Annotated in this window: 30 protein-coding genes; 27 read left to right on the top strand and 3 right to left on the bottom strand. The window is 69.3% G+C overall.

Annotated features, from left to right (window positions below; genetic code table 11):
• Positions 1-29 precede the first annotated feature (29 nt).
• The 11 genes from ACWD5F_RS37535 (at position 30) to ACWD5F_RS37485 (ending at position 8,662) form a co-directional block, all read left to right on the top strand.
• Positions 30-356 (top strand): pilus assembly protein, encoded by a 327-nt coding sequence (locus tag ACWD5F_RS37535; protein ID WP_451260950.1) that lies wholly within the window; start codon positions 30-32, stop codon positions 354-356.
• Position 357: 1 nt separating this feature from the next.
• Entirely contained in the window at positions 358-762 is a 405-nt protein-coding gene (locus ACWD5F_RS37530; RefSeq protein ID WP_451260771.1) for a TadE/TadG family type IV pilus assembly protein, read from the top strand.
• Between the two features lie 12 nt (positions 763-774).
• Positions 775-2,112 (top strand): CpaF family protein, encoded by a 1,338-nt coding sequence (locus tag ACWD5F_RS37525; RefSeq protein ID WP_401713510.1) that lies wholly within the window; start codon positions 775-777, stop codon positions 2,110-2,112.
• Between the two features lie 9 nt (positions 2,113-2,121).
• The gene (locus ACWD5F_RS37520) at positions 2,122-3,066 is read left to right on the top strand and encodes a type II secretion system F family protein (protein WP_451260770.1); all 945 of its coding nucleotides are present in this window, start codon (positions 2,122-2,124) and stop codon (positions 3,064-3,066) included.
• A 24-nt stretch (positions 3,067-3,090) separates the two neighbouring features.
• Positions 3,091-3,978, top strand: coding sequence for a DUF5936 domain-containing protein (locus ACWD5F_RS37515; protein ID WP_451260769.1), 888 nt, complete (start codon positions 3,091-3,093; stop codon positions 3,976-3,978).
• Between the two features lie 13 nt (positions 3,979-3,991).
• The gene (locus ACWD5F_RS37510; RefSeq protein ID WP_451260768.1) at positions 3,992-5,566 is read left to right on the top strand and encodes a sensor histidine kinase; all 1,575 of its coding nucleotides are present in this window, start codon (positions 3,992-3,994) and stop codon (positions 5,564-5,566) included.
• 31 nt (positions 5,567-5,597) lie between these two features.
• On the top strand, positions 5,598-6,365 hold the full coding sequence (locus ACWD5F_RS37505) for a response regulator (protein ID WP_451260767.1): 768 nt from the start codon (positions 5,598-5,600) through the stop codon (positions 6,363-6,365).
• A 148-nt stretch (positions 6,366-6,513) separates the two neighbouring features.
• Complete coding sequence (locus ACWD5F_RS37500; protein ID WP_123998023.1) at positions 6,514-6,708, top strand: hypothetical protein; 195 nt, start codon at positions 6,514-6,516, stop codon at positions 6,706-6,708.
• Positions 6,708-7,385: a pilus assembly protein TadG-related protein gene (locus ACWD5F_RS37495; RefSeq protein WP_451260766.1), complete on the top strand. Its 678-nt coding sequence runs from the start codon at positions 6,708-6,710 to the stop codon at positions 7,383-7,385. Before ACWD5F_RS37500 ends, ACWD5F_RS37495 begins: the two co-directional genes overlap by 1 nt.
• A 30-nt stretch (positions 7,386-7,415) precedes the next feature.
• Positions 7,416-8,006 carry a hypothetical protein gene (locus tag ACWD5F_RS37490; RefSeq protein WP_451260765.1) on the top strand — a complete coding sequence of 197 codons (591 nt, stop codon included), beginning with the start codon at positions 7,416-7,418 and terminating at the stop codon, positions 8,004-8,006.
• 8 nt (positions 8,007-8,014) lie between these two features.
• Entirely contained in the window at positions 8,015-8,662 is a 648-nt protein-coding gene (locus tag ACWD5F_RS37485) for an OmpA family protein (protein WP_451260764.1), read from the top strand.
• Positions 8,663-8,783: 121 nt separating this feature from the next.
• On the opposite strand, the gene ACWD5F_RS37480 is transcribed toward ACWD5F_RS37485, so the two are convergent.
• Positions 8,784-9,155, bottom strand: coding sequence for a DUF192 domain-containing protein (locus ACWD5F_RS37480; RefSeq protein WP_451260763.1), 372 nt, complete (start codon positions 9,153-9,155; stop codon positions 8,784-8,786).
• 114 nt (positions 9,156-9,269) lie between these two features.
• Here ACWD5F_RS37480 and ACWD5F_RS37475 point away from each other — a divergent pair, with 114 nt between their 5' ends.
• The 9 genes from ACWD5F_RS37475 (at position 9,270) to ACWD5F_RS37435 (ending at position 16,729) form a co-directional block, all read left to right on the top strand.
• A complete protein-coding gene (locus ACWD5F_RS37475) occupies positions 9,270-9,908 on the top strand; it encodes a hypothetical protein (RefSeq protein ID WP_451260762.1) in 639 nt (212 codons plus the stop codon).
• A gap of 223 nt (positions 9,909-10,131) precedes the next feature.
• Positions 10,132-10,785: a hypothetical protein gene (locus ACWD5F_RS37470; protein WP_451260761.1), complete on the top strand. Its 654-nt coding sequence runs from the start codon at positions 10,132-10,134 to the stop codon at positions 10,783-10,785.
• Positions 10,773-11,807 carry a hypothetical protein gene (locus ACWD5F_RS37465; protein ID WP_451260760.1) on the top strand — a complete coding sequence of 345 codons (1,035 nt, stop codon included), beginning with the start codon at positions 10,773-10,775 and terminating at the stop codon, positions 11,805-11,807. Before ACWD5F_RS37470 ends, ACWD5F_RS37465 begins: the two co-directional genes overlap by 13 nt.
• Positions 11,808-11,954: 147 nt before the next feature.
• Positions 11,955-12,278: a hypothetical protein gene (locus ACWD5F_RS37460; protein ID WP_451260759.1), complete on the top strand. Its 324-nt coding sequence runs from the start codon at positions 11,955-11,957 to the stop codon at positions 12,276-12,278.
• On the top strand, positions 12,275-13,627 hold the full coding sequence (locus tag ACWD5F_RS37455) for a hypothetical protein (protein ID WP_451260758.1): 1,353 nt from the start codon (positions 12,275-12,277) through the stop codon (positions 13,625-13,627). The genes ACWD5F_RS37460 and ACWD5F_RS37455 overlap by 4 nt, the downstream gene beginning before the upstream one ends.
• Before the next feature lie 56 nt (positions 13,628-13,683).
• Positions 13,684-14,361 carry a hypothetical protein gene (locus ACWD5F_RS37450; RefSeq protein WP_451260757.1) on the top strand — a complete coding sequence of 226 codons (678 nt, stop codon included), beginning with the start codon at positions 13,684-13,686 and terminating at the stop codon, positions 14,359-14,361.
• Between the two features lie 38 nt (positions 14,362-14,399).
• Positions 14,400-15,077 (top strand): hypothetical protein, encoded by a 678-nt coding sequence (locus ACWD5F_RS37445; RefSeq protein ID WP_451260756.1) that lies wholly within the window; start codon positions 14,400-14,402, stop codon positions 15,075-15,077.
• A gap of 37 nt (positions 15,078-15,114) precedes the next feature.
• On the top strand, positions 15,115-15,717 hold the full coding sequence (locus tag ACWD5F_RS37440; protein ID WP_451260755.1) for a dihydrofolate reductase family protein: 603 nt from the start codon (positions 15,115-15,117) through the stop codon (positions 15,715-15,717).
• Positions 15,718-15,757: 40 nt separating this feature from the next.
• Positions 15,758-16,729 (top strand): LLM class flavin-dependent oxidoreductase, encoded by a 972-nt coding sequence (locus ACWD5F_RS37435; protein ID WP_451260754.1) that lies wholly within the window; start codon positions 15,758-15,760, stop codon positions 16,727-16,729.
• A gap of 122 nt (positions 16,730-16,851) precedes the next feature.
• Here the strand turns inward: ACWD5F_RS37435 and ACWD5F_RS37430 are convergent, their stop codons facing one another.
• Positions 16,852-17,340: a DinB family protein gene (locus ACWD5F_RS37430; RefSeq protein ID WP_451260949.1), complete on the bottom strand. Its 489-nt coding sequence runs from the start codon at positions 17,338-17,340 to the stop codon at positions 16,852-16,854.
• A 134-nt stretch (positions 17,341-17,474) separates the two neighbouring features.
• Here ACWD5F_RS37430 and ACWD5F_RS37425 point away from each other — a divergent pair, with 134 nt between their 5' ends.
• Entirely contained in the window at positions 17,475-18,281 is an 807-nt protein-coding gene (locus ACWD5F_RS37425) for a class I SAM-dependent methyltransferase (RefSeq protein WP_401713470.1), read from the top strand.
• Between the two features lie 15 nt (positions 18,282-18,296).
• Here the strand turns inward: ACWD5F_RS37425 and ACWD5F_RS37420 are convergent, their stop codons facing one another.
• Positions 18,297-19,565, bottom strand: a complete 1,269-nt coding sequence (locus ACWD5F_RS37420) for a winged helix DNA-binding domain-containing protein (RefSeq protein WP_451260753.1) — start codon at positions 19,563-19,565, stop codon at positions 18,297-18,299.
• Positions 19,566-20,314: 749 nt separating this feature from the next.
• Here ACWD5F_RS37420 and ACWD5F_RS37415 point away from each other — a divergent pair.
• The 6 genes from ACWD5F_RS37415 (at position 20,315) to ACWD5F_RS37390 (ending at position 26,992) form a co-directional block, all read left to right on the top strand.
• On the top strand, positions 20,315-21,088 hold the full coding sequence (locus ACWD5F_RS37415; RefSeq protein WP_401713467.1) for an isoprenyl transferase: 774 nt from the start codon (positions 20,315-20,317) through the stop codon (positions 21,086-21,088).
• A gap of 345 nt (positions 21,089-21,433) precedes the next feature.
• A complete protein-coding gene (locus ACWD5F_RS37410) occupies positions 21,434-22,759 on the top strand; it encodes a PhoH family protein (protein ID WP_402352406.1) in 1,326 nt (441 codons plus the stop codon).
• A 400-nt stretch (positions 22,760-23,159) separates the two neighbouring features.
• Positions 23,160-23,873 carry an aggregation-promoting factor C-terminal-like domain-containing protein gene (locus tag ACWD5F_RS37405; RefSeq protein WP_451260752.1) on the top strand — a complete coding sequence of 238 codons (714 nt, stop codon included), beginning with the start codon at positions 23,160-23,162 and terminating at the stop codon, positions 23,871-23,873.
• Between the two features lie 158 nt (positions 23,874-24,031).
• Positions 24,032-25,504: an AI-2E family transporter gene (locus ACWD5F_RS37400; RefSeq protein WP_451260751.1), complete on the top strand. Its 1,473-nt coding sequence runs from the start codon at positions 24,032-24,034 to the stop codon at positions 25,502-25,504.
• Positions 25,505-25,638: 134 nt separating this feature from the next.
• Positions 25,639-26,535 carry a MarR family transcriptional regulator gene (locus ACWD5F_RS37395; protein WP_451260750.1) on the top strand — a complete coding sequence of 299 codons (897 nt, stop codon included), beginning with the start codon at positions 25,639-25,641 and terminating at the stop codon, positions 26,533-26,535.
• Positions 26,536-26,593: 58 nt separating this feature from the next.
• Positions 26,594-26,992 carry a roadblock/LC7 domain-containing protein gene (locus tag ACWD5F_RS37390; protein WP_401713459.1) on the top strand — a complete coding sequence of 133 codons (399 nt, stop codon included), beginning with the start codon at positions 26,594-26,596 and terminating at the stop codon, positions 26,990-26,992.

Below are 26,992 nucleotides of genomic sequence, written 5' to 3'. Positions count from 1 at the left end.
CGGGTCAGGTGAGCGTCGAGCTGCTCGGCATGACCCCGCTGATCATCGTCACGCTGGTGCTGGTGTGGCAGTTCGTCCTGTTGGGATACACGTTCACCCTTGCGGGGAATGCTGCGGACGAGGCGGTACGGGCGGGGACGGAGGTCGCGCCGGGCGGTGCCAGGAACGCAGCGTGCCAACAGGCGGGTCTGGACAAGCTCCCTAACGCGTGGAGCGGCGAGGTGGAGTGCGAGACCAGTGGCGGCTACGTGAGGGCCACCGTCACCCTGGAGGTACCGGTCCTCTTCCCCGGCGCGATCGGCTTCCCCTTCCCCGTGACGGGCCACGCGGGTGCGGTGGAGGAGGTGAAGGACTGAGATGTCGTACGAAGGTGAGAGCGGCGGGGGCAAGGGGCGACGCGATCGGGGCCGGCGTGGCCGCGGTCGGCGTGACCTGGGCCAAGTCGCCATCGAGTACCTGGGTTTCATCCCGGTCCTGATCCTGGTCGCGATGGCCGGCGTACAGATCGGGCTCATCGCCTACACCGCGCAGCAGGCGGGCACCGCGGCCCGGGCGGGGGCGCGGGCGGCCTCGTTGCAGGAGAGCGCCCAGACGGGGTGCGAGAACGCGGTGAGCAGTTGGCTCGCGGACCAGATCGACTGCGGTGAGGCGTACGGCGCCGACACGGTCACCGTCACCGCCACCGTCCAGATCCCGTCCATCGTCCCGGGCTGGGACTTCGACCCCGCGCAGAAGACCGCCACCATGCCGCTCGACCACTGAACGAGGTGCACCATGAGTCTGCGGTCCCGCATCAACACCCCGGAGGAGAACGGCAGCCGGGGCGAGGACGGCCACCTGGTGGCGTCGTACCGGGCCAAGCTCCTTGAGGAGATCGACCTCGCGGAGATGAGTTCGCTGGCGGCGGCCGAGCGAAGGGCCCGCCTGGAACGCGTGCTCGGGCACATCATCAGCCGCGAGGGCCCGGTCCTGTCGACGGTCGAACGCTCGCAGCTCATCCGCCGGGTCGTGGACGAGGCGCTGGGCCTGGGCATCCTCGAACCGCTCCTGGAGGACGCGTCGATCACCGAGATCATGGTGAACGGCCCGGACGCGATCTTCGTGGAGCGAGGCGGCCGCGTGGAACAGCTCCCGCTGCGCTTCCCGTCCCACGACCAGCTGATGCAGACGATCGAGCGGATCGTGTCGACGGTCAACAGGCGGGTGGACGAGTCGAATCCGATGGTCGACGCGCGCCTCCCGTCCGGTGAGCGCGTCAACGTGATCATCCCGCCGCTGTCCTTGACCGGCGCGACCCTCACGATCCGCCGCTTCCCGCGCTCGTTCACACTGCACGAGATGGTCGGCCTGGGCTCGCTCGACGAGCACATGGTGTACCTGCTGGCGGGCTTGGTGCAGGCGAAGTTCAACGTCATAGTCTCCGGCGCGACAGGCACCGGCAAGACAACTCTCCTCAACGCCCTCTCGGGCCTGATCCCCGAGTCGGAACGCATCATCACGATCGAGGACTCGGCCGAACTCCAGCTCCAGCAGGCCCATGTGATCCGCCTGGAGTCCCGCCCGCCGAACGTGGAGGGCCAGGGCCAGGTCACCATCCGCGACCTGGTCCGCAACTCCCTCCGTATGCGCCCCGACCGGATCGTGGTCGGTGAGGTCCGCGGCGGCGAGTCCCTGGACATGCTCCAGGCGATGTCGACGGGCCACGACGGTTCGCTGGCCACGGTGCACGCCAACAGCGCGGAGGACGCGCTGATGCGTCTGAAGACGCTGGCGTCGATGTCGGAGGTCGAGGTCCCGTTCGAGGCGCTGCACGACCAGATCAACAGCGCGATCGACGTGATCATCCAGCTCACCCGGTTCGCCGACGGCGCCCGCCGGATCACCGAGATCGCGATCCTCGACAGCCACGGCAGCGAACCGTACCGACTGGCCACCGTGGCCCGCTTCCACGCGCAGCCGATGGCGGCGGACGGCCGGGTCTACGGCGTCTTCGAGTACTCCCCCCTGCCGCGCCGCACCGCCGACCGCCTCTACATGGCGAGCCAGCCCGTCCCGCAGGCGTTCGGAGTGGCCAACTCCGCGGCGCAGCTGACCACCCGAGAAGCCAGGTAGGACCGACCGATGGAACTGGACCAGCTCGTCACGCTCACCACCGGCATCACGTTGCTGACGTGTGTCCTCGCCGTGGTGGGCCTGCACGTCTACACAAAGGGCAGGGCCCAGCGCCAGGCCCTGGTCGACCGCCTCTCGGCCACGGGCCAGATCCCGACGGGCGTCCGACGCCGGCGTTTCGTGAACGTGGACCGCCGGGTGCGGCGTACGCGGCTGGGCCGCAAACTCGAACTCCGCCTGGCGGCGACGGGCTTGGACATCACGCCGGGCGAGTTCTTCGTCTACATGCTCGCCACGGTGGCCGGCCTCTTCCTCATCGGCCAGGCCTCCCTGGCCCCCTTCTTCGGCCCCATCGCCGGCCTCCTCGGCATCTGGGCGGCCGTCCAGTTCCTCAACTGGCAGCGCCAGAAACGCATCGAGAAGTTCATCAACCAACTCCCCGAACTGGCCCGCATCATGGCCAACGCGACGCAGGCGGGGCTGGCGCTGAGGACTGCGATAGGCATGGCGGCGGAGGAACTGGAGGCGCCCGCGGGTGAGGAGTTGGCCAAGGTGGCGAACCAATTGGCCCTCGGCGTCTCCATGGACGACGCGCTCGGCGAAATGGCGGAACGCCTCCCGTCCCGCGAACTGGTCGTCCTCGTCACGACGCTGGTCCTCTCCAACCGGGCGGGCGGCCAGGTGGTGACGGCCCTGCGGAACCTCACGGAGACGCTGGAGGAGCGGAAGGAGACGCGACGGGAGGTTCGGACGCAGTTGTCGCAGGTGAATATGACTTCTTATGCGGTGCCGGTGCTGGGTCTCGGGTCGTTGCTTCTGATGGACAGCATCAAGGCCGGAGCCCTGGAGCGCATGACGGGATCGCCTGTCGGCCAGGCCGCCGTGATCATCGCGTTCTCGATGTACGCCGTGGGCTTCATCCTGATCCGCCGCATGTCCCGTATCGACGTCTGAGGAAACCGGGAAGGAGGACAACCGATGGCACTACTGCTCGCACTGGCGATGGGTCTCAGCGTCTGGGGCGTCTTCGCGGGCATCCGCATGTACCGGGCCGACGTGAAACTGCCGGGCGACCTGGTACTGGCCCTCGAGGTCGGCTCCACCCGTACAGGCGCGGTCGACTCGGTCATCGACCGGCTCGGGATGCGGTACGCGCCGGCGGTCCTGCGGCTGATGGGCCCCAAACTGGTCGCCAAGTACCGCCGCAAGATCGACCTCGCGGGAAACCCCGGTGGCCTGACGATCAACCGCTACGCGGCCCGCCGCGCGGTCTACGGCTTCCTGGGCGTATTCGGCGCTCTGGTGATGATCACGAAGGGGCACCTCCTCCTGGCGCTGCTCCTCCTCGCCTTCGGCGCGTTCTGGACGGAGGTCGGCATCTGGTCGGCGATCCGCATCCGCAAGGACGTCATCGAGCGCACGCTGCCGGACTTCCTGGACGTCCTCGCGGTCGTGGTGAGCGCCGGCCTCGGCTTCCGGCAGGCCCTGGACCGGGTCTCCATGAAGTACGAGGGTCCCTGGGCGGACGAACTGCGCATCACCCTGCGTCAGATGGACCTCGGCATGGGCCGCCGCGAGGCCTTCGCGGAACTGCGCAAGCGCAACGACTCCGAGCAGGTGGCGATGTTCGTGACGGCGCTGCAACAGGGCGAGGAACTCGGCGCCCCCATCGTCGACACGCTCGTGTCCCTGGCGAAGGACATGCGCCGCACGGACGCGCAGAACGCCCGTCGCAAGGCGGCCCGTGCGGTCCCCAGGGCCACCTTGGTGATCACCACCTTCATGGTCCCGGCCACGATGATCCTGCTCGGCGCGGGTCTGATCCTCGGCTCCGGCACGGACTTCGGCACGATCACGGGCAACTAGGGGGACGACGGCCATGGCGACGAAGGAGCGTACCCGGCTGCGGCGACGGCGCCCGCGGACACCGGAGATCACGACGCCCCCCACGGGCACGGTCCTCGCGCCCGACGTGCGCACCGGTGCCGTCGACATCCCGGTGACGTCGGCGACTCCGGCGCTGCCTCCGGGCTGGGAGAGGTCCAACGTCCTGATCGGGGCGGTGCCGTCCCAGCCGGGACCGCGGCGGGAGGCGTGGCCGCCCGCGACGGCAGCCGTCCCAGGGCCCGGTCCGGCGACCGCCGACGCCGCTCGGCCGCCGCAGGGCCCACTCGCGTCTGACGACGAGGGAGGTGCGGGTGGCGTGGGCTCCGGCTCAGCCGCACCGCCGATCCCCATCCAGATCAACGCCCTTCAGGCGATGTGCCGCCAGGTCTTCGGCTTCCGCCTGGCCATGATCGCGCTGGCCGCCCCCGCCGCCCTCCTCAATGCGGCCCCCGGCCTCGGGGCCCATCTGGTGGCGGCGGCCGTGCTGGTCACGTTCATGGGGTCGTACGTCCTGTTCCGCGACTGGGAGCGCTTCGGCTCCCTCCTGCTGCGGCACCCGACCCTGCTGGCCGTGGACACGCTCTTCGCCGCGCTGCTCCTGGTCGCCGCAGGCCCCGACAGCACCCTCGCCTACGTCAGCGTCTGCACCCCGCTGCTCGCGGGCCTCGTCTACGGCTGGCGAGGGGCCGGTCTCTTCGCGTCCCTCCAGGGGCTCATCCTCGTGACGGTCTACGCGAGTTCGAAGGACCTCCACCCGACGGTCACCGAGGCCCTGCTCCTGCCGGGCTTCTGTGTCATCACCGGGGCCGTGGGGGTCACCCTGCGACTGCTGATGCTCCGTTTCGGTGCCGCCACCCAGGCACTGACCACGGTCCAGGCCCGTCTCGCCGTCGCCGAGGCGGTCAGCGCCGAACGGGCCCGCCTCGCCCGGGAGATGCACGACTCGGTGGCCAAGACCCTGCACGGTGTGGCCCTGGCCGCGGAGGGTCTCGTGGCGTCGGCGGGCGCCGACCGCGTGGACCCGGCACGGGTCAAACAGCAGGCGGAACTGGTGGCCCGCTCGGTCCGCAGAGCCGCCGCCGAGTCCCGGGAACTCCTCGCCGACCTGCGCCGCGAGTCCGACCCGGAGCACGCCACCGACGTCCTCGTCGAACTGGCCGCCCGCACCCGGGACTTCGGCGCCCGCACCGGAGTGACGGCCCACTACCGCCCCACCGGCGACCACTGCGTGCCGCCCGTGCCGCCCGCGGTGGCCCGCCAACTCCTCACCATCGCCTCGGAGGCGATGGAGAACGCCCACCGGCACGGGCGCCCCACCCGCGTCGACGTGAGCGCGGGCGTGCACGGCGAGTCGCTGTGCGTCAGCGTGTACGACGACGGGCGCGGCCTCCCGCCCGACGCCTCCCTCGAACAGCTCCGCAGAACGGGCCACTTCGGCCTGGTCGGCATGGTCGAGCGGGCCGCCTCGGTGGGCGCCCGCATCCGCATCGGCCGGGGCGACCACGAACGGGGCACGGAAGTCCGCCTGGAACTCCCGCTGGCCGCCCTCACGGCCTCGCCCTCATAACTCCCCCCACGACACGAAAGGAGGCCGCCCCATGCCGGACGACACGACTCTGCGCGTCGTGGTGGCCGACGACAACCCGGTGGTCCGGGCGGGCCTGACGGCCCTGCTCACCGGCCGCGCGGACATCACGGTCGTGGCCGAGGCCGCCGACGGCCGCGAGGCGTACGAGGCGGCACGTCGACTCCGCCCGGACGTCGTCCTCCTGGACGTCCGCATGCCCGGCGTCGACGGCCTCTCGGCGCTTCCGTACCTGGTCGGGATCGCCCCGGTCATGATGCTCACGTACAGCAGCGAGCCGGAGATCGTCCAGGAGGCCCTCCGCCGGGGCGCGGCCGGCTATCTGGTCCACGGCGAGTTCACGGTGGACCAACTGGTAGAGGCGGTACGGAACGTCGTAGGAAGTGCGATTGCATACGGATCAAGTCGCTCCGTGGTCATCCATGCTCCACCTCAAGAACCCCTCCCCGCAGGCAGTTTCAGGTACTCGCCGTCCGTCGTCTCCACTATTTCTTCAGAAAACCTTTCGCAAGTGCAACCGGATGTGGGACAGTCGTCGTCTGGATGGTCGAGCGGCCGTCCGGCAGCTCCCGACCGGTCGAGGTACCAACTGAGCACGAGGGAGGCGGAGATCATGGAACTCATCGCGTCCGGCATGAACAACCAGCAGATCGCCGCCATGTGCTTCATCAGTGAGAAGACGGTCAAGAACCACATCAACCGCATCTTCGCCAAGCTCCACAGCAGCAGCCGCTCCGAGGCCGCCGCCAAGTGGCTCGGCACGGCACGGGGATTGGGGTGACCGGTGGGGACGAAGGGGAGCAAGACATGGGTCCCGAGCCTGGAGCGGATCCGGATTTGGGCCCTGGGGCCCTCTGACGGGCGGGGTGTTCCGTCGTACGTTTCTCGTGACGACAGCGCCACCGGCACCGAACCCGGAGGGGAACACCATGAGCAACTGGATCAACACCACCGTCGCGTACCTGCGGACCCGCGCCGCTCGCGACGACAAGGGCCAGACGGCGGTCGAGTATCTGGGCATCATCGCGGTGGTCGTGGCGATCATCCTGGTTCTGCTCAGCACGGACTTCGGCGGCACGATCGCCGACGCGATCACCACGCAGATCGGCAAAATCACGGGCTGATGCGCAGGCGCGACCTCGGCGACGCAGGGCAGGCGTTCCCCATCTACATCACGGTGGTCGGGGGCCTGCTCTTCCTCGCGTTCGCGTACCTTGCGGTCGGCCAGGCCGCGGCGAATCGGAACGGAGCCCAGACGGCTGCCGACGCGGCGGCCCTCGCGGCGGCCCAGGACAGGCGGGACCAGCTCGCGGACCTGTGGGTGGCGGACGTCCTCGACCCGACGAAGTGGCAGGACATCTTCGACGGCGACGTCGGGGGTCTCGCCCCCTCCTGCGGGCGCGCGGACCAGCTCGCGGCACAGAACGACGCGACCGTGCTGAGCTGCGTACCGCAGGGACTGCTCGGCTTCACGGTCCAGGTGAGGACCAACCGGACCGTCGGGAAATCCGTCATCCCCGGTACGGAGGACAAGCGGTCCACCACGGACGCCACCGCCGTCATCCAGTCCCTGTGCACCTTCGACCCCCCTGCCACGGAGCCCCCTGCCACGGAGCCCCCTGCCGAGGACCCTGGGGACGACGATCCGGGAGAGGGCGAGCCGGGGGACGGTGACGCGGGAGACGTCGTGCTGCCACGGCTCACCTGCGACGACGGGGCGTTCTGGGACCTGGACCCGGAGCACCTCACCGAACTTCCGCACCCCGAGGACCTGTTCGACGTCCATCTGGCCGACCAATAGCGAACGACGAGTGACGAAGGAAGCAGAAGCATGAGCATTCGGTTCACTGCGCGGGCTCGCAGGGGGATGGTCGCACTGACCGTCGCGGCCGGCCTGGCCGTCGGCATGGCGGGCTGCGGCGGCAGCGGTGACGACAAGAAGCCGGAGACAACGGCTTCTGCTTCCAAGGGTGATGCCAAGGACGACGGATCCGACCCCAGCGCCCAGGAAGGCCAGTCGGACGACCCCCTGGCCGAACTGAAGGGCTCGGACGGCCTGTTCCTCCAGGTCACCTCCGCGGACCGCGACTCCGGCGGATTCGTCACCGTGAACGGCACGTTGAAGAACGACAGCGCGAACTCGGTGACCGTGCCGTCCGCCCTGCGCGGGGACGAGACCGAAGTCGTCGCGCACGGAAGGTCGTTGGGCGGCGCCACCCTCGTGGACTCCAAGGAGAAGAAGCGCTACTACGTCCTACGGGACACCGAGGGCCGCCCGCTGACGACCACGGGCTTCTCGATCCTGAAGGCGGGCGAGGAGCTCTCGGTCTTCATGCAGTTCCCGGCGCCACCGGCGAGTACGACCGAGGTCTCCCTCCAGCTCCCGACGTTCTCCAGCGCCACGATCAAGATCTCCGGGTGAGGCCGGCAATGACCCGTACCCACACCCGTTCGACGGCCCCACGGCTGCTGGTGGCCGTCACCGCGGCCACCGTCATGGTCGCCGCCAACGTCTACGGCGCGGTGGGGGCCCACGCGGACGACACCCCCAGCGTCCCCCCGGGCACCGAACCCTCCGCCTCCGCCCCCGTCCAGGTAGACCCCAACGACCCCGACCTCAAACTCCCCGAAGGCGCCACCCTCGCCACCCCCAAAGTCCTCGACATCAAATCCGTCGTGGAGGACCAGAGCGGCGACGAACGCCGCGAGGACACCAACTCCGACGTCAAGTTCGCCCTCCAGGCCGAGGTCCTGTTCAGCAAGAACAGCGCGAAGTTGAGCGCCGACTCGAGAGCCCGCATCTCCTCCATCGCGACGGAGATCAAAAACCAGAACGCGACAAAGATCCGGGTCTTCGGCTTCACCGACAACCTCGGCTCCTCGGCCCACGGCGACGTCCTCTCCCGCCAACGCGCCAACGCCGTCCAGGACGTCCTCGACCAGGAACTCAACGACCCCAACGTCACCTTCGAGGTCCGCGGCTACGGCGAGCAGTACCCCATCGCCGACAACTCCACGGAGGACGGCCGCAAGAAGAACCGCCGGGTGGAGGTGTCGTTCCCGCGGACGGAGAGCTGACCGCGGACGCCCCAACGCACCACTCGGCAAGCCGGAGGCCCGCCCCACTACCCGGGACGGGCCTCTTCGCGCGCCCGATCGCTCCCGTGGAACGCCCCATACCAAGCCCCGCCCCGGCCAGTCAGCCGACGGATACCTCCACTCGCACCCCCACCCGCAGCCCCCACCCCGCCATCGCCCCGGCTTCAGCCTCCAGTACATGCCGGGAACGGAGTCGAGGCAGTCCCAACCGCCCGGGTTTCATGGTGTGTACGGCGATGACCTTGAGGCGGCGGTCGAGATAGGCGACGTCGATCGGGATCCGCATCCGAAAGGTGTGCACGCCGTTCGCGGGCGACAGCAGAATCGCCCCGTCGACGGAGTCCCGCCCCAACAGCCCTTTGGTACGGGCCCGATAGGACGTGGCGACCTCCAACGGAACGGAGACACCCCCGACTCCACCCTCCGCCCCCACGACCAACTCCCCACGCCCGTCCGGCCACCGCCGCGCCATACCCAGAACCTCCACCCAGCCCGCCTACCGTCCGAACCGAACGTACCCGCACCGAAACGCCCCACTGGCTAACGTTGCCCACTCCACCCGAGCCCCGCCCCACAGGAGCCAACCGTGAACCGCCGTCCCGCCCTGCTCCCAGCGATCGCACTGACGGCCATCGCGGCCCTGTCGCTGTCCGCATGTGGCAACGACGACACCTTCGGCACTTCCGACATCTCTGGCAAGGGGCCGTCGGCGTCCCCGACCCCCTCGACGTCGACGGCGTCGGACCGCCCGAAGATCGAGCTGCCGTCGGACCTCTCGTACGCCTTCGACTGGAAGAAGACGGGCGACAAGGACGAGGACGCGGTGATGGCCGACAGCGAGCAGTTCATCAAGGCAGTGGACATGGCCATCGCCGAGCAGGATCCGCTCAGTGAGGCGTACAGGTACTACTCCGAGGGTGAAGCTGCGGCGGGAAGCCGGAAGTTCATCCAGGAATTCGTGGACTACAAGGACCGCATCACCGGCGCCAAGCGCTATTTCGAGGCGAAGGTCAAGGTCGGCGACGACGGTACGGCGGGCTTCGTCTACTGCGAAGACCAGAACAAGGCCTACAACCGAAGCCTCAAGACCGGCAAGACGGACGTGACGCCGGCCTCCAAGGACAACTACGTCCTCTACACCACGCAACTCCGTAAGAACGCCAAGGGCGTCTGGGCCGTGGCGAAGTTGACTTCGCTGCGCGGTAGCGACAAGTGCCAACCCTGAACACATTCACCTTTGCTTGTTCATGAGTGGAATGATCGGCTCACATCGCTGCACCGTGAACACGTTGGCGCGTTATGTAACTGTAATGACTCAAGTGGTCCCGGGTGTGGGGGATTTGACCTCATACGCTCCCTGGGTCGACGGGTGTCACCCTGGTGTCGCTCCATGCCGCTGGATAGCGTTGCTTCGCTCGAGAGAAGCCTCGCCCCACCAGGAGCCGACCGTGACCCGCCGCCCCACACTGCTCGCAGCGATCACGCTGACCGCCGCTGCGGCCCTGTCGCTGTCCGCATGCGGCAACGACGACAGCTCCGGCAAGAACGACAAGATCGCAGGCGCCGACACCAGCAAGGAGCCGTCGGCATCCCCGACGCCCTCGACGTCGACGGCGTCGGACCGCCCGAAGATCACGCTGCCGTCCGACCTGACGCTCGACTTCGAGGACGCGAAGACCGGCGACGCCGTCAAGGACGCGGTGCTGTCGGACAACGCGGAGCGTATGCGTGCCGTCGACGCCGCGATCACGGGAACCGATCCCAAGGGCGAGGCCGTCGGTTACTACAACACCGGCAAGGCGCTGGAAGCCGCGCTGTCGTGGGTCGCCGAGTTCAAGGACGCCGGGGCCACGATGACGGGCTCGGCCCGGTACTACGACCGCGAGGTGACGCTCAAGGGCAAGACATCGGCCGGTCTGACCTTCTGCGCGGACGAGAGCAAGGGCTTCAGCAAGGACAAGAAGACCGGGAAGGTCTCCAAAACGCCGGTGACCAAGAACAGCTACGTCTTCTACAACACCACGTTGGACAAGAACCCCGACGGTGTCTGGCAGACGTCGCAGATCATTTCCACAAGGGGGGCGGCTCAGTGCCAGCCATAACGAGGATCTCGCTCGGCACCGCCGTCATGGCAGGCGTTCTGGTGTTCACGTCCAGCCCGTCGGCCTGGGCCGATTTCGTGCCCGGCGGAAAAGGCACCGGTTCCGAGACCCAGGAGCAGGGCGGCAACGAGGGCGACAAGCTCACCTCGACCGCGGGAGCCATCGTCTACGACCGTTCCAAGAACGGCTCCGGCGCATCCGTGGGCCCGGTCACCTCCACGACAACCTGGACCCCGCCCGCCTGCTACTACGCCCCGAAGTACACCCCCGAGCAGCTCGAGAAGTACCTCAAGCCGATCTGGGAAGCCGGTTCGACGGGCTACGAGTGGGACGCCAAGCAGCGCGCGACATACGAAGAGGGCAAGCCCTACAAGGACTTCAACAAGGAGCAGGCCGGCAAGGGCTTCTGGTGGGACTCCTACGTCACCCAGGGACGCGAGGGCGACCCCGCCGCGCTGAACTGCAAGAAGCCCTACTTCTGGGTCGCCACCGGCGACGCCCCGCCGGCCAACATCCCCGAGGCGGTCACGCCCGAGATGCTCGCCCAACTCGCCTACGCCGAGATCCGCGTCCCCTCCACGAAGATGGACCTCGCCCCGGCGAACACCACGAAGGTGAATCTCCCGACCTGGGCCTGGCTGGACGCGGCCAAGTTCAAGCCCGTCTCGGTCACGGCGAGCGTCCCGCTGCTGCAAATCTCCGCGACGACCACCGCCACACCGGTCTCGGTGAAGATCGAACCCGGCACCGCGGACGCCCAGACCTACCCCGCGTCCGGCGTCTGCCCGCTCGACGGCGACCGCATCGGCGAGCCCTACGCCAAGGGCAAGGCCGGCGAGACCCCGCCCTGCGGCGTGAAGTATCTGCGCTCCTCGGGCGACGGCACCTACCCGCTGCGGGCCACGATCACCTGGAACATCAGCTGGACCGGCACGAACTCCCCGGGCGGCGACCTCGACCCCGGCACCTTCGGCGCCACCCAGAACGTCGTCGTACAGGAGATCCAGGCCGTCAACCGCTGACCCCGGCAACCCACTCCACTCCGCCGCACCCCCCGCTGTCCGGTAAGCGCTCCCCCTAAAGAGGGGAGCACCCCACCGTCCGTCACAAAACCCGGACCCGGTCGTTCCTCCCATCGGTGCTGATCAACTGGGGAGAGGGACCGGGGCATGGCGGAACGCTTGGTCGTCGACGGCGACGAACTCGCGCATTTCATGAAGCTGTTGAAGAAGTCGAGCAACTCACTCAGCGGACTGCGCAGGGCCTTGAGCGATGCGACCGTCGCCGGGCTCGGGACAGACGATCTGGACTCCGCCTGCGAGGACTTCCAGGAGGACTGGAAGGACGGCACAGAGCAGATCGGCGAGCAGACGGAGGGCCTCGCCGAGATCATCGGCAAGAGCCGGGACAGCTACCGAGAGGTCGACAAGGCGCTGGAGGAGGCGCTGAAGAAGGCTCGCGGCGGCGGTGTCGGGGCGAGTGGTGCGAAGTGACGTACACCCCCGGTGTCGAACGACCGGGCGCAGCTCTCGACCCCCGGTCCCGCGCCGACCTCGACAAGCCGCAGGGCCTCAAGTCATCGCGGCCGATGGCCAATCCGGACTACCCGCATCTGGGGTTCAACCCCGCGCCGGGCAACACGGACACCGTTTGTGATCTGCGGAAGAAGCTCACGAACTGCGCCAAGGTCCTGGAGGAGACCCACGGCCTGGTCACCAAGTTGTTGGACGGCAGCTACTGGCGGGGCGACGCCGCCGTCGCCTTCCGGGAGCAACTCGGCGACGGTCCGTTGCCGCTCAATCTGAAGAACGCCGCGCACTCGATCCACAAGGCTGCCAAGCAACTTGCCCGATGGGAGGACGGACTCGACGAGTTCCAGCGGCGGGCCAAGCGCCTGGATGACGATGCGAAGGACGCGCGGGCCGTGCTCGCCCGGGCGAAGGGCCGCGCGAGTGATGCGGAGAACGACCTCGGCGCCCACGAGAAGGGCTCCCGGCACGGCGACGCGAAAGCGGCGTTGACCCACGCGAATACGGCCGTGGCGGAGGCGCAGGCCGAACTCGACAAGGTCATCGGCAGAGCGAAGAAGCTCGCCGAGGAGCATGAGGAGAAGGCCCGGCACCGGGCCGGCAAGATCCGCGATGCCACCAGGAGGCTGGCGCCGCACGAGCCGGGCTTCTTCGAGGACGCGCTCGACTGGTTTGTCGACAACCTGCCGGACATTCTCAGTTGGGTCGCGGCCGGCCTCGCCATCGCGGCCCTGTTCGTCGTCACCGGCGGCACCGCCGCGGCCGTACTGCTTCTGGCCGCGTCCGCGTTGAGCGCGGGAGCGGTCGTGGGGAGACTGATGAAACCGGAGGTCCGCACGTCCCTGTGGGACGGCGTCCGGCATGGGGAATTCGACGCCGACTTCTGGAGCAACGCAATCGGTGTCGCGGCGGACGGCCTTGGGATGCTGCCCGGCCTGGGGGCCGTCAGCAAGGGAGCGCCCTTGTTGGTCAGGGGAGTGGGCGAGGCCGGTGAGGCGCTGACGCTCGGCCAGAGGTTTCTCGCCGCCGGGGACAGGACCGTCGCCGAAGCCAAGGAGTTCACCGAACTGCACAATCCGTTCACGTCGTGGGTGGTGGAGAAGGCACCGCGTCTGACCAGGACCGTCGAGGTCGTCGAAACGGTCGCTCCGTGGGCCGGTTTCACCACCGCCTCGTACGGCGTGGCCGCCAGTCGTTTCGACTCCCTGGAGAGCGACGGGGTGGCCAATTCCGGTACTGCGGCGGACGGCCTCCTACTGGGGCCTGTCGACGTGGCGGAGACGGTGGACCTTGCTCGGCGTGTATTCCAATAGGCCCCAAGCTGCTCAAATCCCTGAAACGACAACGAGTGGGAAGGCGACCGCCTGACATGAATGCGATCCACCATCCTGTGGCGTGGGATCATCCGCCGACCCGTCATGCTTGGGCGAGGCACATGGCCATGAACGTGATCGGACTCGTCGGCTGGCCCACGGGCTGGATCGCGCTGCTGGGCCTCTCGACGTACACACCCAACTGGATTGTCTGGTTCTTCGTGCCGTATTTCCTCTACGGCTTCTACCGGTTCGTCAATCAATTCACCTATTTTCCCTGGGCCTTTCGGATGCGCCGCATCCTGCGCGCGTACGCATGGCAGGCCCTCGAAGGCGTGCCCAGCGGGATCGGGAAATACCCCGGTGCCCAGGACGACGGCATGTGGTTCGAGTTTCGGAATCCGGCTGATCCGGAGGCGAGGATCCCGTTGGTGTTCATCAAGCACCAGCGGTCCTACTGGTGGCTGAGGCGCATGGACGGCCCCCGCACCAAGCCCGGGCGCAGAGCAGAGATCGAACCCCTCTGGTTCGCGGGCGACCCGCGCTTCTTCGCGGTCATCGCCGCGCCCGCTCGGGGTGGCAAGACGCCCAAGCGCCTCCATCTCCTCTATCAGCGCCCGGTGTTCGACCGCCGTTGCACTCCGGAGAACTGGGATGCCGCATCCGCGGACATCGAGCGCGCCCAACGCGCCGGCGCCGTACAGGTCGGCCACGTTCCGCAACCGCACCTCTAGCGCAACCGACAACGCACCCGCACGGAGTCCCGCGAACCATGACGGCACCCCTGCCGAACCTCGTCATTCACCCCAGCGCCAGGACAGAGGGAGACGGCATCTGGTTCCTCAAGCCGCCGGGATTCGTCTCGTTGCCCCTCGACTCCCTCTCTGCCGAGCCCGCTTCCCGGAAGACCGAGGCACTGCGGGAGGCGATGGAACCTCTCCTGGCCACAGCACCCGACGAGCCGGCGCGACAGCGTTTCGTCGCTGATCTCCTCTTCGCCGAGCGGTTGTTCGCCACCTTGCGCTCGGACGGCACCGTTCACTGCTCCCTGGGTCTGCACCGCAACGACACCGGAGACGGAGACGCGGGCATGGTGTGCTCCCTGTTCACCGTCACCTGGGTGAACACCGCATGGGCTCCCCGAGGCGTGACCGCAGCCCGTGCAATCACCGCCGCGGAAGGCCACACACATGTCGAGTACGCCGAAATGCCCTGTGGCCCGGCCTCGTTCAGTGAGAGCGTCCGCACTCCCCGGGTGGACTCGGGCTTTCCGCAGGAGCCCTTGCTTCAACTCCACGCACACCTTCCGCACCCTGACGGCACGAGCCTGGCGCTCCTCACCCTCAGCACAACTGCCACACCCCACCGGGACCATTTCCGCCGGCTCCTACGCCAGATCGCGGAACTGGTGAGTTTCGACGATCCGTTCGCGGCGGACTCCCAGGGATGATTGCGAGGACGTGAGCCGGGAGAAGGAGAAGTGTCAGATGCCGAAAATCGTGTTGATGATGTCCGTGTCCCTCGACGGCTACATCGAAGGCCCCGACAAAGACATCTCCTGGCACACCGTCGACGACGAACTCCACCAGCACTTCAACGACGAGATCGGACAGCTGGGCGCGTTGCTCAGTGGGCGGGTCATGTATGAGCTGATGGCGGACTTCTGGCCCACCGCCGACGCCGACCCCGAGGCCGACGCCGTGACCGCCGAGTTCGCCGGGATCTGGCGGGAGCTGCCGAAGGTCGTGTACTCGCGGACGCTCGCGCGGGCCGAGTGGAACGCCACGGTGGTGCGGGAGATCGTGCCCGAGGAGGTCGCCGCGCTCAAAGAGGGCACCCGTGGGGACCTCTGGGTCGGTGGGGCCGGTGTCGGTGGGGAGTTTCTGCGGCTCGGGCTGGTCGAGGAGCTGCGGTTGTACGTCCATCCCGCGCTGGTCGGGCAGGGGACGCGGCTCTTCCCGGAGGCGACCGACATCGCCACCTCCCTCCGCCTCCTCGAGAACCGTGTCTTCGGCAACGGCGTCGTGCTGCTCCGTTACGGCATGGGCATGAGCAGGGACGGGGGCAGCGACGGTTTGTCAGGGGTGTAAAGGTGTTGTTCCTGCTCCCCGCGCCGGGTAGGAAAGGTCCATGACTGGACTCGGCGCTGTGTTCCGGCCCCAACTGCCCCCTGAGCGACTGCGTTCCGTCGCCCGGCTCGCTGATGAGACTGGGCTGGAGGAACTGTGGTTGTGGGAGGACTGCTTCCGGGAGGGCGGGATCTCCACCGCCGCGGCGGCCCTCGCCTGGACCGAACGCGTGCGGATCGGCGTGGGGCTGCTGCCCGTCCCGCTGCGCAACGTCGCCGTCACCGCCATGGAGGCCGCCGCCCTGCACCGCATGTTCCCCGGCCGCCCGATCCTCGCCGTCGGCCACGGCGTGCAGGACTGGATGGGCCAGGTCGGCGCCCGCGTCGAGTCACCCGTGACCCTGCTGCGGGAGCATCTCGACGCGCTGCGCGCCCTGCTGGCCGGTGAGCGGGTCACCACCAGCGGGCGGTACGTGAAACTGGACGACGTCGCGCTCGACTGGCCGCCCGCCGAACCCGTCCCCGTTCTCGCCGGCGCCACCGGACCCCGTACGCTCCGCCTCGCCGGTGAGGCCGCCGACGGCACCGTCCTGACCGCCAGTACTTCGCCCGAGGGCGTACGCCGGGCCCGCCAACTCATCGACGAGGGGATCAACGGGAGGAACGAGCAGCGGCAGAAGGCCACCGGTCCAGCCCCCGCAGACCTCTCCTCCGCCGATCCCGCCTCCTCCGACCCCTCCTCCGCCACCAGCTCCCCCCAGCCCCCAACCCCCCGGCACGAGGTCGTCGTCTACCTCCTCGCCGCCACCGGTCCCGACGCCCCCGCCCGCCTCCGCGCCGAACTCGCCGCCGAGGGTGTCGAGTCCGTCCCCGACCTCGGTGTCGCCGGGGACGCCGGAGCCGTCGCCAAGGCCGTTCAGCGGCTCGCCGACGCCGGTGCCGACACGGTGATCATCCAGCCGACGGGCGACGAGCCCGACCCCGAGGGATTCGTACGGTTCGTGGCGGAGGAGGTCCGGCCCCTCGTCCCGTAGCCCTCAATCCGCGGGCCCCCAATCCACGGGCCGCCAATCCGTGGACCCCGTTCCGTAACCCCTCGTCCCGCAACCCCCGTCCCGTAACCCCTCCCGCCGCGACCATCGCCCAGGCCGACACCTCAGCCCCGGCGATGGTCCCCGGCCGCCCCGTCGAGCAGCTCCCGCACGATGTCCATGTGCCCCGCGTGTCTCGCCGTCTCCTCGATCATGTGGACCAGGGTCCAGCGCATCGACACGGAGTGCTCGCGCCACGGGGGCCGGCCCAGGTCGTCCAGTGATCGCCCGGCGATCATGAGGTCGGCGGCGGCGCGGGCGCGGCCGTAGAACTCGATGATCTGTCCGGTCGTCTCGTCCTGGTCCGCGCGCATGTCCTCGTCGCTGTACGGGTCGAACCACAGCGGCTCGACCTCGCCGCCGAAGGTCTCCACGAACCACCCGTACTCGACCGACGCCAGGTGCTTCACCAGGCCGAGCAGAGTCGTGCCCGACGGGGTCATCGGGCGCCGCAGCCCCTCGTCGTCCATCCCCTCCAGCTTCCACAGCACCGCGTCCCGGTGCCGGTCGAGACTCTCCCGCAACGTCTCCTTCTCACTGCCCGCGTACGGCATGCCCATTGCCGTCGTGCCTGCGGACGGGGCACCTTCGCCCGCCGTGCTCCCCGCCACCGTGCCCGATGCGTTACCAGTCGTCATGCTCGAAAAATTAGCAGCGCCCACTGACAACGCCCTGTCACGATGACCACATGGACGTACACCCGCGCACTTTCGAAGACCTGGTCGCCGAAGGCGTCGCCGTCCCCACCGCAGGCTGGGACTTCTCGTGGTTCGAGGGGCGGGCCAGCGAGGCGCGGCCCTCCTGGGGGTACGCCAGTTCGATGGCGGAGCGTCTCGCGGAGGCGACCGCCGCGCTCGACATCCAGACCGGGGGAGGGGAGGTCCTCGGGTTCGCCCTCGGCTCCGTCCCCCGCCCGTTGCCCGGCGCCGCCCCGCGCCCCCTCCTCACCGCCGCCACCGAGGGCTGGCCGCCGAACGTCGCCAAGGCCACCGCCCTGCTCCGCCCGCACGGCGTCGCCGTCGTCGCCTCCGGGGAGGACGCGCCGCTGCCCTTCGCCGACGCCGCCTTCGACCTGGTCGTGAGCCGGCACCCGGTGCGCGCGCACTGGCACGAGATCGCCCGCGTGCTCCGCCCCGGCGGCACGTACTTTGCCCAGCACGTCGGCCCAAGCAGCGTCTACGAACTGGTCGAGCACTTCCTCGGCGCCCAGCCCGACGCGACCCGCAACGCCCGCCACCCCGACCGCGAGCGCGCCGCCGCCGAGGCCGCCGGTCTCGAAGTCGTCGAACTGCGCGCCGAGCAGCTGCGGATCGAGTTCTACGACATCGCCGCCGTTGTCCACTTCCTGCGCAAGGTGATCTGGATGGTCCCCGACTTCACCGTGGAGAAGTACGAGGACCGACTCCGCTCCCTGCACGAACGCATCGAGTCCGAGGGCCCGTTCGTCGCGCACAGCACCCGCCACCTCTTCGACGCCCGCAAGCCCCTCGCCTGAGAGCCCTCACGCCCGTCACGCGTGCGGCCCCGTCGTCACCGCCCCGATCACTAATTCCGCCTCCGCCTCCAGCACTTCCCCCACGCGTCGGACCCGCTCGCCCAACTCCCGTTCCTGGCCCGCCGTCAGCCGCCCGAGCGGCTCGACCGTGACCGTCGTACGACGTCCCCGGCGCCGTTGGTGCCAGACCCCGGCCACGATCCCGTCGACCAGCAGCACAGGGAAGTTGCCGGCCTGGCCGCCCGCGAGGGCCCTTCGGTACGCGGCCCCCGGGAACAGCAGCTCCCGAGGCTGCGCGGCGATGGCGTACGCATCGAAGTACGGCAACAACCGCACCCCGCGCGCGGGTTCGGAGGAGAACACGGTGTCGCCGGCCACGACCCAAGCGACCCCGTTCCCTCTCCCACTCCCGTTGCCGCTCCCGTCCCCGGCGCCCTTGGGCGCCACCCCCTCCAAGACCGCCCCTCCCAAGACCGCTCCCTCCAGGACCACCTCCTCGATCTCCCCCGCCGCCGCCAGCTCCCCGAACAGTTCCGCCGCCCAACCACCCCGCGCCGCGAGCCACTTGGCGAAGTGCGCCGGTGTCGACGGGCCGTAGGCGTGCAGATAGCGGCGCACCAGCTCACGCAGCGCCTCGTCCGCGGGCTGCGGGGCGAAGTGCGGTGGGCGGGTGTACGTCACCTTGCGGCCCCGGTTCGGCCCGAAGCAGAGGGCGCCCGACTGGCCGGCCCGGTGCATCACTTGGCGCCAGCGCGGCCACAGATCCTGGAAGGCGGGCATCACCCGGTCGCCGGCCCAGGGCCCGGTGCGGGCGACCACCGCCTCGCCCAGTTCGTCGATGGTCAGACAGGTCCCGTCGAGCGCGTCCCCGATCGCCGTCACGATCTCCCGCGCCTGCTCCTCGGTGACCCGCACGTCCGGCGCGAACGGACTGGCCCCGCCCGGTACCGCGGGCAACGCCGAGCACCACAGGGGCAGTTCGCGCGTCGGCAGCAGATGCACGGTCCCGCGCGGACCGTACGCCTTCACCAACGACGCCGACGCCGAATCCGTCGACGATGCCGACGTCTCGTCTCCCCACAACCCCGTCCGTACATCCGCGCGCGTCAGCCCGACCGCGCGCACCCCCACCGACACCTCCGCCGCCGACAGCACTTGCGCGTGCGTGGCGAGCATGGCGCTCACCACATCGGCGACCGGTGTGCCCGCCGGCGCCGGGTTGGCCAGGAACTGCCGCTCCATGCGACGCGCGCTCGCCTGTTTCCACGTGATCGTCAGGGTCATGGACCGACGGTAGAGGGGGAGTAGGACGGGAGGTGTCCGCCATGGCATAACACCCCCACAGCGCCCGCCTACGGCGTATTCGCAGGCAGGGGCGGGGTTTCCACATTGTTATCGAGGTCGGCTCGCATCTGGGCCTATGGCTCACGTAAGTTCGTACCAAGGTAATTCGCGTGAGCAAAGCTGCGCGGGCGGCACCGCGCAGTGGAGGGGGCTGCGCGGTGCCGATTTTTCTGTGGTTCCGTGACCGTCCGTTTGTGCCCATGTGCGCGTCAAGTGAGCGTTCGCCGACGGGGTCACCCACCCGGGGGACGGGTAAAACGCCTGGGAATCCGCTGTGTTTCGGCCATGTGCGCGCTACGAAAGGGCCCTTGTACGGCCATCGGCGCGTCGCCGTTCGATTCCGGAGAGTAGTTGTGGCACGCCGATGCACGCAGCATCACTTACGAAGGGTTATGGTGGAAACCCCCCCTCGGGCCGGTCCGTATCCCCCCCACGGACCGGCCCGTTTTATGTGGGCGGACAGGGATACCCGGAGCGGACGCTCACGGCAGGCACCCGGGGGTTGCGGGAACCGCTCGACCGGCCCCCGCCGTCCTGCACTCGGCGACGCATCCTCAAGCACCGCAACTTCAAGCACCGCGTCTCGCACCACCGCGTCCTCGACCGCCGGACCCCCCAACTCGGGTGCGGCCAGGCAGCGGTACGCTGCCGACGCGGGGACCGCCACCGTACGGAGGGGCTGACATCACGTGAACCTGCGCGACAAGCTGCGCGGCCTGCTGGTCAGGCTCTACGCACGCCGGGTGGAAGGCCACCTGGACCACGCTCAGGTGCCCAAGCACATCGGCGTCATCATGGACGGCAACCGCCGCTGGGCGAAGGCCGCGGGCTCCACCACCGTGCACGGCCACCGGGCCGGCGCGGAGAAGATCGAGGAGTTCCTCGGCTGGTGCACCGAGACGGATGTCGAGGTCGTCACTCTCTGGCTGCTGTCGACGGACAACTTCGACCGGCCCCAGGACGAGCTCGGCCCGCTCCTCGGCATCATCGAGGACGTCGTGCGCACCCTCGCCGCCGACGGCCGCTGGCGCGTGCACCACGTCGGCACCCCCGACCTGCTGCCCGGCCAGATGCAGACCGCGCTGAAGGAGGCCGAGGAGGCCACCGCGCTGGTCGACGGGATAGTGGTCAACGTGGCCATCGGTTACGGCGGCCGGCAGGAGATCGCCGACGCCGTGCGCTCGATGGTCCTCGACGCCCACGACAAGGGCCACTCCATGGAGGAGCTCGCCGACGCCGTCTCCGTCGACATGATCAGCCGCCACCTCTACACGGGTGCGCAGCCCGACCCCGATCTGGTGATCCGGACCAGCGGCGAACAGCGGCTGTCCGGATTCATGCTGTGGCAGTCGGCCCACTCGGAGTACTACTTCTGTGAGGTCTTCTGGCCGGCCTTCCGCAAGGTCGACTTCCTGCGCGCACTGCGCGACTACGCGCTGCGCCACCGCCGCTACGGAGGCTGACGGCGGGCCGGCAGGGGCCGGCGGGGCGGTCCGGGAGACGACGGGACCATCCCTTTTGGGGCGGAAGTAACAAGGAGTTCACCGGGGCGCCGTCATATGCCGTGGCATGGCGGCGCATGTTCGAGGGCATAAGCCAAGCAGGTCGACGCCCGAACCACGGGTGTCGGATCTCAGCGGACGGCACGGGGCCGTCCGCCCGGGAGGCCCTTTGCACCAGCTCGACCGTGCGGTCACGGCACGGAAGAAGCAGTGGAGGGCCGGTTCTCGGCCCGTGCATAGCGGCCGTCGACCGGTCCAGCTCCACTCCGTCGCTCCCCGACCTCATCCGAGGGGGTACGTCCTTCCGTGGTGACCAGCACAAAGCGCCGTATGCCAGACCGGCGCACCTATGTTCTCGACACCAGCGTCCTGCTGGCCGACCCGAACGCCATGACCCGCTTCGAGGAGCACGAAGTAGTGCTCCCCATCGTCGTGGTCACGGAACTGGAGGCCAAGCGGCACCATCCCGAGCTCGGGTACTTCGCCAGGCAGGCCCTGCGCCTGCTCGACGACTACCGGGTGAAGTTCGGTCGCCTCGATGCCCCCATCCCGATCGGGGAGCTGGGCGGGACCATCCGTGTCGAGCTCAACCACTCGGACCCCAGCGTGCTGCCCAGCGGCTACCGCCTGGGGGACAACGACTCCCGCATCCTCGCGGTCGCCCGCAATCTGCAGGCCGAGGGGTTCGACGTCACGGTCGTGTCCAAGGACCTGCCGCTCAGGATCAAGGCCTCGTCCGTCGGGCTCCTCGCCGAGGAGTACCGCGCGGAACTCGCCATCACGGGCTCCTCCGGCTGGACCGGAATGTCCGAACTGACCCTGGCCGGCGAGCAGGTGGACATCCTCTTCGAGGAAGGGCACGTGTACGTGCCCGAGGCCGCCGACCTTCCCGTGCACACCGGGCTCACCATCCAGTCCGAGCGCGGCAACGCGCTGGGCCGGGTGACGTCCGAGGGCAACGTCCGCCTCGTGCGCGGCGACCGGGAGGCGTTCGGCATCAAGGGCCGCAGCGCGGAGCAGCGCATCGCGCTGGATCTGCTGCTCGACCCGGACGTCGGGATCGTGTCGATGGGAGGCCGGGCCGGCACCGGCAAGTCGGCGCTCGCGCTCTGCGCGGGTCTTGAGGCGGTCCTGGAGCGCCGCCAGCACCAGAAAGTGATGGTCTTCCGGCCGCTGTACGCGGTGGGCGGACAGGAGCTCGGCTATCTGCCGGGTTCCGAGGCCGAGAAGATGGGCCCCTGGGCGCAGGCGGTCTTCGACACGCTCTCCGCGGTCACCAGCCGCGAGGTCATCGAAGAGGTCACGGCGCGCGGGATGCTCGAAGTGCTGCCCCTGACCCACATCCGCGGACGCTCGCTGCACGACGCGTTCGTGATCGTGGACGAGGCGCAGTCACTGGAAAGGAATGTCCTGCTGACCGTTCTGTCCCGGATCGGCGCGAATTCACGGGTGATCCTGACCCATGACGTCGCCCAGCGGGACAATCTGCGGGTCGGTCGCTACGACGGTGTGGTCGCCGTCGTGGAGAAACTGAAGGGACATCCGCTCTTCGCGCATGTCACGCTGAACCGGTCCGAGAGGTCCCAGATCGCGGCCCTTGTGACCGAAATGCTGGAGGACGGGCAGATCTGACCCAAGTGCTCAACTTGCGGTAGCTACTCGTTGGTTGGCGCCGTCCGGAAAGGCCAAGAGCCTAGCCGGGCGGCGCCTTCGCGTGGCCCTGTTTCTCGAATTCACCGGCGCCAAACGGGATGTGAGCTTTCACACGCAACTCAGAATTGCCACCCGACGTCCGGTTACGGCAGAGTCTCACTCCTGTCAGGCCCCGCATACGACACACCTGTGCCCCCAGCGGTACAACGCCACAGCAGCATCACAGCCAACTGAACAGCGTCGTCGTATGCCGCCCGAGCACCAAGCGGCGCTCCCCTCGTGGGAGTTGCCCACCGGGCCCGTGCCTCCCGTGACCCCGCAGTTGGGAGGCCAGTGTTCAGGGGCACGATTGCGTCCGCCAGGGTCACCGAAGCGGGCGATGCTGGAAGGAAACCGTGTGAGCCGGATCTCGGTCCGGGGATTCGCAGTGGTCTCGGCCACCGCGGTCACCGCCGTCGGAAGCGTCGTGGGCGTTGCCTCGGGCAGCGTGGCGCAGAACAACGACGCAGAGGCGACGGCAACCGATGCGACGCTCCTCGCGGACATACCCGCGGGCCAGCAGGCCCACGTGCAGCTGGCGTCCCTGACGCAGCAGGCGGACGCGCAGGCCATCGCGGCCGACGCGAGCGCCAAGAAGGGCGCCGAGGAGCTGGCTCGCAAGCAGGCCGCCAAGACCGCCCTGCAGAAGAAGGCCGACGCCGAGAAGGCGGAGAAGGAAGCCAAGGAGCGCGCCGAGGCCAAGAAGGCCGCGAGCCGCACCAGCACGCGTGACGCTTCCTCCTTCCCGGTACAGAGCTCGTACTCGGTCGCCCAGATCCAGGCGATCGCCCGCCAGATGGTGCCGAGCGCCCAGTTCCAGTGCTTCAGCAACATCGTGGACCACGAGTCCGGCTGGAACATGAACGCGGTCAACGCGTCCTCCGGTGCCTACGGTCTCTTCCAGGCACTGCCCGCCTCCAAGTACTCCTCGGCGGGCTCCGACTGGCAGACCAACCCGGCCACCCAGATCAAGTGGGGCCTGAGCTACATGGACGGCCGCTACGGCAGCCCGTGCGAAGCCTGGTCCTTCTGGCAGGCCAACAACTGGTACTAGGCCGCCACGCCTGAGCCGTCGCCCCGAAACCGACGGCCGCACCTCTCAACCTCGCGCAGCCCCTCCCCGTCCTTAGGGGAGGGGCTTTCGCCCTGTACGGTCGGACGCGACGACTCCAGGGAGGAGTGGTGGGCACGGACGGGGGTAGAGGGCGAATCATGTCGCGCGTGCCTGGATGGCTCGGCCGGATCGGCGCCGGACTCACGGATCTGAGTGAGCGGCTGGATCAGCGCCGGGCCGAGGTGGAGCGGGAGAGCTCCGACTCCGACGTACCGCCGCCGCCCGTCGCGACGGAACCGGCCCGGCAACCCGCGGACCGCGCCAAGCCGAAGACCGCCGAGGGCGCCGAGTCCGAGGACCCGCCGGCCGACCGTCCGCCGGCCGCGCCCGTCGTGACCGTCAAACGCCCCTCCGCGCCCCGCCAGCTCACCGTCCGCCCCGATCCCGCCCAGGCGGTGCCCTGGGGCGTACGGGTGGCGGCCGAGGCCGGCTGGCGGCTGCTGGTGCTCGCGGGCACCGTGTGGGTGCTGATGCGGGTCATCAGCGCCGTCCAACTCGTCATCCTCGCCTTCGTGATCGCGCTGCTCATCACGGCGCTGCTGCAGCCGACGGTGGCGCGGCTGAAGCGGCGCGGGGTGCCGGGCGGCCTTGCCACCGCGCTCACCGCGATCCTCGGCTTCTGTGTGATGGGCCTGATCGGCTGGTTCGTGACCTGGCAGGTCATGGAGAACATCGACAACCTCTCCGACCAGATCCAGAACGGCATCGACGACCTGCGCAACTGGCTGCTGAAGAGCCCGTTCCACGTCACCGACAAGCAGATCAACCAGATCGCCAAGAACCTGCGCGACGCGGTCGGCGCCAACACCGACCAGATCACCTCGGTGGGCCTGGAGGGCGTCCAGGTCGTCATCGAGGCCCTCACGGGGATCCTGCTGGCGTTCTTCTCGACGCTCTTCCTGCTGTACGACGGTGAGCGGATCTGGGGCTGGGTGCTCAAGCTGGTTCCCGCGGACGCCCGGCCCGGCGTGGCGGGTGCGGGACCGCGCGCCTGGCACACGCTGACGGCCTACGTCCGCGGCACGGTGATCGTCGCCCTCATCGACGCGACCTTCATCGGCGTCGGCATCTACTTCCTCGACGTGCCCATGGCCGTCCCGCTGGCCGTGTTCATCTTCCTGTTCTCCTTCATCCCGCTGGTCGGCGCGGTCGCCTCCGGCGCGCTCGCGGTGGTCGTCGCGCTGGTCACCCAGGGCGTGTTCACCGCGGTGATGACCCTCGCCGTGGTCCTCGCCGTCCAGCAGATCGAGGGCCACATCCTCCAGCCCTTCATCCTCGGCCGCGCGGTCCGCGTCCACCCCCTCGCGGTCGTCCTGTCGGTCGCGGCGGGCGGCATGGTCGCCGGCATCGGCGGCGCGGTGGTCGCCGTACCGCTGGTGGCGGTGTCGAACACGGTGGTCAGCTACCTGAAACGGTATTCGGAGGAACAGCAGGAAGAGGAGCAGGAACCGGAACGGGACGAGAGCCTCGAACAGGAACCGGAACAGCGGAACCTCGAGGATTCGCCTCCGACGGCCGATACCGACCCGCCCTCGGATCGCTCAAATGCGGCGTCGAACGAAGTGAATTGACACGTCCTCCGGCGCAACTTCCGTCACCTGAAGACAGGTTGGAAACCCCCGGCCGGAATATGCGCCCGGACTGATACACCTTCCCCCCTGAGCGCTACGCGTCAGGCGTATGTGCGACACGGCAGGGGGGCGTGATGTCGGGGTACGACCTCCTGGCGCGGTCCCTGGTCGCGTGCGGACGGGAGGGGCTGACGGGGGAGTTGCGGGTGGCGGGGGCGCCCGGCGGGGTCTTCCATCTGCGGGACGGGCTCGTGGTCGCCGTCGAGTCGCCGGGGGCGCCGGGGCCCGAGGCGCTGCTGCTGCGCTCGGGGCGTATCGACGGGGAGCAGTGGGCCGCGCTGGTGCGGGAGGCGGGGGGCGCGCGCTGGCCGGTCGCCGGGCTGATCGCGCACGGGTACGCGGGGGCCGCGCAGCTGCGGGTGGTGTGCGTGATGGCCTTGCAGGACGCCGCGTTCGCGATCGCCGCGGGCGGTGTCCACGGCTGTGAGCGCACCGAGGGGGAGGTGGGGCCGCCGGCCCCGGTCACCGTCGGTGAGCCGCCCGGACGGCTGCTCCAGGACGCCTCCCGCAAGCTCGCCGCGGTCGCCGCCATGCCCCGGCCCGTCCATCCCGACCGGGAACGGCCCGTGCCCGCGGCCGGGTGGGCCGACGGCCCGCTCACCGAGTTGCGCAGCGAGCTGCTCGCCCAGGCGGACGGTCGCCGTACCGCCCGTGACCTGGCCTTCCGCACCGGACGTGGGGTCTACACCGTCACCGTCGAGGTGGCCCGCATGCTCGCCGAGGGGCTCCTGGAAACCCCGGGACCGCCCACGCCGATCGTCGTCCGCACCCCGCCGGGCGGGGTCCGGCAGCGCACCCCGCCGCCCGCGCCCGCACCGCCCGTGCCCACCGCGCCGCGCGCCGTCGAACTGCCCCGGCGCAGCCCCGGCGCCAGCGGCATCACGGAATCACTCACCCCCTCGCTCGCCCCGGAGAAGCACGGCGCGAGCTGGAAAGGGTTCTTCCGGCTGCGGAACGGAACCTCGAAATGAAAGAACTCCGAGATGAAAAGACCGATCAATTGCGAACAGAATATGGGGAGTTGATTCCATGGACCATGAAGCGCTGACCCTGGAAATGCGCGGACTGCGCGAACAGGTGGCCGGCATCACCGACACGGCGCTCGCGGCCGCCGACGGACTGCTCATCGCCGCCGACACCGCCGACTCCATCGACCCGGAGGGCCTCGCCGCCCTCGCCGCGGCCGGCCTCGGCCTCGCCCGGCGCACCGCGGCGGCGACGGACCGCGGCACCTTGCGACGGACGGTGACCTACGGCAGCCACGGCTGCGCGGCCTTCTACGCCGTCGGTGACGCCGCCCTCATGGTCGTACTCGGAGACGAGGGCATCGACGTGGACCACCTGCACCGGGCGACCCGGCAGGCGCTGCACCGCATCGACCTGATCCTCACCGAGAAAGCACCGGAAAAAGCACCAGAAGGAGTCTGA

The sequence above is a fragment of the Streptomyces sp. NPDC002499 genome, assembly GCF_053595415.1.
Note: the sequence above shows the minus strand (reverse complement) of the source record. Positions and strands in the feature narration are given on the sequence as shown.

Coding starts and splice junctions, on each gene's coding strand:
- ACWD5F_RS37400 (WP_451260751.1), top strand. CDS start 24,032: ATGTCGCGCGTGCCTGGATGGCTCGGCCGGATCGGCGCCGGACTCACG.
- ACWD5F_RS37395 (WP_451260750.1), top strand. CDS start 25,639: ATGTCGGGGTACGACCTCCTGGCGCGGTCCCTGGTCGCGTGCGGACGG.
- ACWD5F_RS37430 (WP_451260949.1), bottom strand. CDS start 17,340: ATGCCGTACGCGGGCAGTGAGAAGGAGACGTTGCGGGAGAGTCTCGAC.
- ACWD5F_RS37515 (WP_451260769.1), top strand. CDS start 3,091: ATGGCACTACTGCTCGCACTGGCGATGGGTCTCAGCGTCTGGGGCGTC.
- ACWD5F_RS37420 (WP_451260753.1), bottom strand. CDS start 19,565: ATGACCCTGACGATCACGTGGAAACAGGCGAGCGCGCGTCGCATGGAG.
- ACWD5F_RS37405 (WP_451260752.1), top strand. CDS start 23,160: ATGCTGGAAGGAAACCGTGTGAGCCGGATCTCGGTCCGGGGATTCGCA.
- ACWD5F_RS37440 (WP_451260755.1), top strand. CDS start 15,115: ATGCCGAAAATCGTGTTGATGATGTCCGTGTCCCTCGACGGCTACATC.
- ACWD5F_RS37425 (WP_401713470.1), top strand. CDS start 17,475: ATGGACGTACACCCGCGCACTTTCGAAGACCTGGTCGCCGAAGGCGTC.
- ACWD5F_RS37530 (WP_451260771.1), top strand. CDS start 358: ATGTCGTACGAAGGTGAGAGCGGCGGGGGCAAGGGGCGACGCGATCGG.
- ACWD5F_RS37495 (WP_451260766.1), top strand. CDS start 6,708: ATGCGCAGGCGCGACCTCGGCGACGCAGGGCAGGCGTTCCCCATCTAC.
- ACWD5F_RS37500 (WP_123998023.1), top strand. CDS start 6,514: ATGAGCAACTGGATCAACACCACCGTCGCGTACCTGCGGACCCGCGCC.
- ACWD5F_RS37480 (WP_451260763.1), bottom strand. CDS start 9,155: ATGGCGCGGCGGTGGCCGGACGGGCGTGGGGAGTTGGTCGTGGGGGCG.
- ACWD5F_RS37525 (WP_401713510.1), top strand. CDS start 775: ATGAGTCTGCGGTCCCGCATCAACACCCCGGAGGAGAACGGCAGCCGG.
- ACWD5F_RS37460 (WP_451260759.1), top strand. CDS start 11,955: ATGGCGGAACGCTTGGTCGTCGACGGCGACGAACTCGCGCATTTCATG.
- ACWD5F_RS37485 (WP_451260764.1), top strand. CDS start 8,015: ATGACCCGTACCCACACCCGTTCGACGGCCCCACGGCTGCTGGTGGCC.
- ACWD5F_RS37505 (WP_451260767.1), top strand. CDS start 5,598: ATGCCGGACGACACGACTCTGCGCGTCGTGGTGGCCGACGACAACCCG.
- ACWD5F_RS37390 (WP_401713459.1), top strand. CDS start 26,594: ATGGACCATGAAGCGCTGACCCTGGAAATGCGCGGACTGCGCGAACAG.
- ACWD5F_RS37435 (WP_451260754.1), top strand. CDS start 15,758: ATGACTGGACTCGGCGCTGTGTTCCGGCCCCAACTGCCCCCTGAGCGA.
- ACWD5F_RS37445 (WP_451260756.1), top strand. CDS start 14,400: ATGACGGCACCCCTGCCGAACCTCGTCATTCACCCCAGCGCCAGGACA.
- ACWD5F_RS37490 (WP_451260765.1), top strand. CDS start 7,416: ATGAGCATTCGGTTCACTGCGCGGGCTCGCAGGGGGATGGTCGCACTG.
- ACWD5F_RS37520 (WP_451260770.1), top strand. CDS start 2,122: ATGGAACTGGACCAGCTCGTCACGCTCACCACCGGCATCACGTTGCTG.
- ACWD5F_RS37510 (WP_451260768.1), top strand. CDS start 3,992: ATGGCGACGAAGGAGCGTACCCGGCTGCGGCGACGGCGCCCGCGGACA.
- ACWD5F_RS37450 (WP_451260757.1), top strand. CDS start 13,684: ATGAATGCGATCCACCATCCTGTGGCGTGGGATCATCCGCCGACCCGT.
- ACWD5F_RS37535 (WP_451260950.1), top strand. CDS start 30: ATGACCCCGCTGATCATCGTCACGCTGGTGCTGGTGTGGCAGTTCGTC.